Annotated in this window: 5 protein-coding genes; 3 read left to right on the top strand and 2 right to left on the bottom strand. The window is 41.8% G+C overall.

Annotated elements, in window-relative coordinates:
• Positions 1–213: 213 nt before the first annotated feature.
• Positions 214–660, top strand: a complete 447-nt coding sequence (locus BLP33_RS27070) for a thioredoxin family protein (protein WP_090535044.1) — start codon at positions 214–216, stop codon at positions 658–660.
• A 74-nt stretch (positions 661–734) separates the two neighbouring features.
• On the opposite strand, the gene BLP33_RS27065 is transcribed toward BLP33_RS27070, so the two are convergent.
• A complete protein-coding gene (locus tag BLP33_RS27065; protein ID WP_090535042.1) occupies positions 735–1,580 on the bottom strand; it encodes a ferritin-like domain-containing protein in 846 nt (281 codons plus the stop codon).
• 12 nt (positions 1,581–1,592) lie between these two features.
• A complete protein-coding gene (locus tag BLP33_RS27060; protein WP_090535041.1) occupies positions 1,593–2,285 on the bottom strand; it encodes a ferritin-like domain-containing protein in 693 nt (230 codons plus the stop codon).
• 856 nt (positions 2,286–3,141) lie between these two features.
• Here BLP33_RS27060 and BLP33_RS27050 point away from each other — a divergent pair.
• Positions 3,142–3,456: a hypothetical protein gene (locus BLP33_RS27050; RefSeq protein WP_090535037.1), complete on the top strand. Its 315-nt coding sequence runs from the start codon at positions 3,142–3,144 to the stop codon at positions 3,454–3,456.
• Positions 3,457–3,585: 129 nt separating this feature from the next.
• On the top strand, positions 3,586–3,903 hold the full coding sequence (locus tag BLP33_RS27045) for a hypothetical protein (protein WP_090535036.1): 318 nt from the start codon (positions 3,586–3,588) through the stop codon (positions 3,901–3,903).
• The last annotated feature ends 171 nt before the right edge of the window (positions 3,904–4,074 follow it).

Raw genomic sequence — 4,074 nt, 5'->3', positions numbered from 1 at the left:
CGCCAGCAACAAATGCAGGCTCAACGTCAGCAGCAGGAGCAGCAACGCCAGCAACAACAACAGCGTCAGCAACAGCAGCAACAACAACAACAACGCCAGCAGCAGGAAAGGCGACCTGCAAACCGGTAGAATAAATTTATAACCGCTACAATAAACAGCACGTATAAAGCATTATATACGTGCTGTTTTTATTTATAATCGCTATTATTAACAATGAAGAAATTCCTGCATATTAATTATTTTATCATCGCACTTGTTATCGTACTCAGTTCCACCGTCAGGGCACAGGAAAACGTAAGCAAGTCATCAATCCAAATCAACTTTATTGAAAACTCCTGGACCGAAGCTCTAAAACAGGCTGCCCGTCAAAACAAATATATTTTTGTTGATGCTTATGCCACTTGGTGTGGTCCCTGCAAAATGCTCAAGGCTACCACATTTAAAAACAACAAAGTAGCCGATTTTTACAACGATAATTTTGTAAATGTAGCTATCGACATGGAAAAAGGACAAGGCCCTGCCCTGGCTGCCGAATGGGGACTGCAGGCCTACCCTACCATGATTATATTTACCAGCAAAGGCAAACCCGTATCAGGAACCGTAGGCTATATCAGGGCAAATGACCTCATTAAATTTGGCAGGCAGGCATTGAATAAATAGTTCAATTGAACCTATAAAAAAAGACCGGCGCTATAAGCAACCGGTCTTTTTTTTAACTCAATTAACAACTTTATTTAGGTGTAGATAAAAGTACCTACTAATAAAGCCAACACCTGGTCCATAGATAATGGCTCATCAAAAGCTGCGGTAGCCACCTCAACAGAAGTTGAAGAGCTTGATAAACCAGGTAATGTGGTAACGTTAACACCACCCTGGGTAACGTTTTGTTCGCCATCGTAATTTCCGTTAACCTGCGTCACACCGGTATCATTACCCAAAGTAGCGGTACTGGTAATCCACGGGGAAACGCCCAGCAACTGTCGGATAGCCGATGCGTGGCGGGCTTCAACCGCATGGATTGATAAAGCCGCGGTCAAAATATCTTTATTGCCCAGTAAGTTAGGTGCCTGGCCTTTATAAGCACGTACACCCGTATCTTCAAAAGCCAGCGCCACCTTCAAAAACAAGTTGTAATTTCCGAACAAACCTTTAAAGGGCCCGTTACCTGTGCCGCCGCCTGCTGTAAAATCAAACTTGGGCGAAGTAACCGGCGTACCGCCCGAAGCTGTAATGGCTGATTTCAGGAAGGCCACATGTTGGTTTTCGTCGTCTTTTACTGTGTTGATATAAGAGGCGCCTGCAGCAGGGATCAAACCTGCTGAGGCAGCACCTGTATTATAAAATGACGACTCAAGATATTCAAGTGTTAAAGCATAATTTAAAACCTCAATCACTGTTGGAGCAGCAGCAGCCCCGTACGCCTTTTTGAGCATGGTACCCATGGCAAACGGCACAGCAGCCATAGCCACTTTTGAACCGAAGCTGGTTATATTTTTGATAGCTGCACGACGCGGATTAAGCCTGTCGTTCAGTTCGGGATCAAATTTTTCTATCTCGTCTATTATATTAAATAAATTCATGGCGATGTGGAATTAAGCTGTGTAACTATAATTGGATGCACTCACTTTAGTTTTGAGGTAGGTGTTTGCGATAGGCAATACCTCGGCAATGGTAGCTGATTTGTTCAAACCGTTGCTGTCTACCTGGTCATCGGCAGCAAATGACCCTGCCATCAGGATATTGCTGATCAATGCTGCGTGCCTGGCCTCAACCGATACAATTTTACCGGCAATGGTTAAATAACCGGCATCCTTAATCAGGTAACCTGCACCATCATAAGCTTTAACACCGGTATCTTCAAATGCTTTAGCAGCACCAAGTACGGCTGCTTTTTTGGTAAAATCGATAGTGCTGAAATCGGTGGTAAGAGCAGGGATTGCATTACCTCCTAAAGCAGCTTTGAAAAATTCACGGTGGAGTATCTCATGATCACGAATACTTGTTAAAAGCGCTCTTTCATCGGAGGTCATCCCCGAATATGGGGTGGTAATTACCTGGATATAAAACGCAGCTTCCAGTTGCTCAAGCGCGTAAGCGTAGTTAAGGATCGCAAGATCGCCTTTGGCACCGATATCAATGCCCCCGCCAACAATTACCTTATGGTCTTTGTGACAAGCTGCTGTAGCTAAGAGTCCGGCTGATGCCACGCCTAACCCTGCATAGCGTAAAAATGACCTCCTGGCCATATTTGCTCCGCCTATGCTTTCCTGTTCAGATGTTTTCATAGAATTCGATTTTTAATGCTATAATTAGTTATCTTGTAGATGGATATACGCCCGTTATAATCCAACAGATTTCAATTTACGATAATTAATCTACTCTTAATTGGAGTGTTTAACTGCAGGTAAAACCCATGGCCCTATTTACAGCTAAAAAAACTTCAGAAAAAATTGGGAATAATAAAAAAGGCCGAAACACTCTCGCAGCTTTTCGGCCCTACATCTACCTATGAAAACAACCCTTTGAGAAGGGTGTTAATACTTATCCAAACCGGGTGCCAAATCATAAAACCGCTTTAAACTTCTATAAATAAGCTTTTTGAAGCTAACAGTTGTCACCGTGTGGAAAGCAATCCCAAAATCGGGGATTATAAGCTACTGTCATTAAATATTCTTAATTAAAAAGCAATCAGATCAGAGAGAGATTGAAATTTCCGCTAAATAAAAAAGGCCGGACAACTCTCGCAGTTATTCCGGCCCTACATCTACCTATGAAAAACAACCCTTTGAGAAGGGTATTAAACTATATTCAAACCTGATGCCAATGTTTAAAAATGGCTTTAAATGCCTAATTGGCAGCTTTTTAAAACACAACCGCACCTCAATGTGTAGAAATGACACCCAAAACCGGGAATTAATTTCCCAATGGTTAATTTCGGCAGGCTACATTTTAATTATCAGGCAACATAACGCCGTAATAAAAAAAGGCCGGACAACTCTCGCAGTTGGTCCGGCCCTACATCTACCTATGAAAAACAACCCTTTTTAGTAAGGGTATTAACTGTAATTCAAACCAGGGGCCAAATGCCAAAATGCCTTTCCAGTACTCAGAACGCATTTTCAAAGGCGTAGTGAATATAAAGTGAGTAAATACTTTCCTGGAAATAGTGGTATAATTTTCCCAGAGGTTAAAACTCGATCGGCTAAACTACCTCACCCATCATCACCCAAACTGGATGACCTATCCGGTTACATAAACCTGCTTAAAGAGGAAACCGGCACCAAACATTGGATAATAAAAAAGGTCGAAATACTCTCGCAGTATTTCGACCCTACATCTACCTATGAAAAACAACCCTTTGAGAAGGGTAATAACATTTATTCAAACGAAATGCCAATTGTTAAACATGCATCTATATACCTTAAAAACAGCTTTTTAATATTACTTAAATATTAAACTGTAGATTTTTTCCCCAAACGAGGGTGCAATTTCCACACCCGGGGAAACAGATTAAAAAATCAAACAATTCTGAGTATTAAATGCTTAATAAAGAAACCATCCCATATAAACTTTGTTAAACCGATTATGGACTATAATGTATATTTACTGGCAACCGATCCCCAAAACCCCTGTAGGGATGTGATCCATTCCAGGGATACACGCCTCAAGGTAAAAGTTTACTGTCTTGATGAAGAACAATTTAGTCCGGATGATAACGAGATCCAGCTTTATGGATACGCCGATCAGAAGCTTTACGCCTTTGAAACGGTTAGTGTAGCTGCCGAAGACGCGCTGGATTTGGTAGGCGCCATACAATGGTATGCCCACTACATCGAATTTCCGGAAATGGAAATTCTTCCGGAAGACCCCCGCCCCCGTGCCCAGTACAGGGATGTGAAGTAAATTATTAAAACACATCTCATTAAAAATCAACATATTACAAAAAATGCAAAATATTTTTTGAAGAATAAACATCAAGCCCTATATTTGCAGTCCCAAAAGCAAGGGAGCTTAGCTCAGCTGGTTCAGAGCATCTGCCTTACAAGCAGAGGGTCACTGGTTCGAACCCAGTAG

Origin of the sequence: Mucilaginibacter sp. NFR10 (genome assembly GCF_900100445.1) — a bacterium.
Taxonomy (GTDB): domain Bacteria; phylum Bacteroidota; class Bacteroidia; order Sphingobacteriales; family Sphingobacteriaceae; genus Mucilaginibacter; species Mucilaginibacter rubeus.
This window is presented reverse-complemented; position numbering and strand designations above follow the sequence as displayed.

What these genes read in the sequence shown, in the direction of transcription:
- BLP33_RS27065 (WP_090535042.1), bottom strand. Translation starts at nt 1,580, where the DNA reads ATGAATTTATTTAATATAATAGACGAGATAGAAAAATTTGATCCCGAA.
- BLP33_RS27045 (WP_090535036.1), top strand. Translation starts at nt 3,586, where the DNA reads ATGGACTATAATGTATATTTACTGGCAACCGATCCCCAAAACCCCTGT.
- BLP33_RS27070 (WP_090535044.1), top strand. Translation starts at nt 214, where the DNA reads ATGAAGAAATTCCTGCATATTAATTATTTTATCATCGCACTTGTTATC.
- BLP33_RS27060 (WP_090535041.1), bottom strand. Translation starts at nt 2,285, where the DNA reads ATGAAAACATCTGAACAGGAAAGCATAGGCGGAGCAAATATGGCCAGG.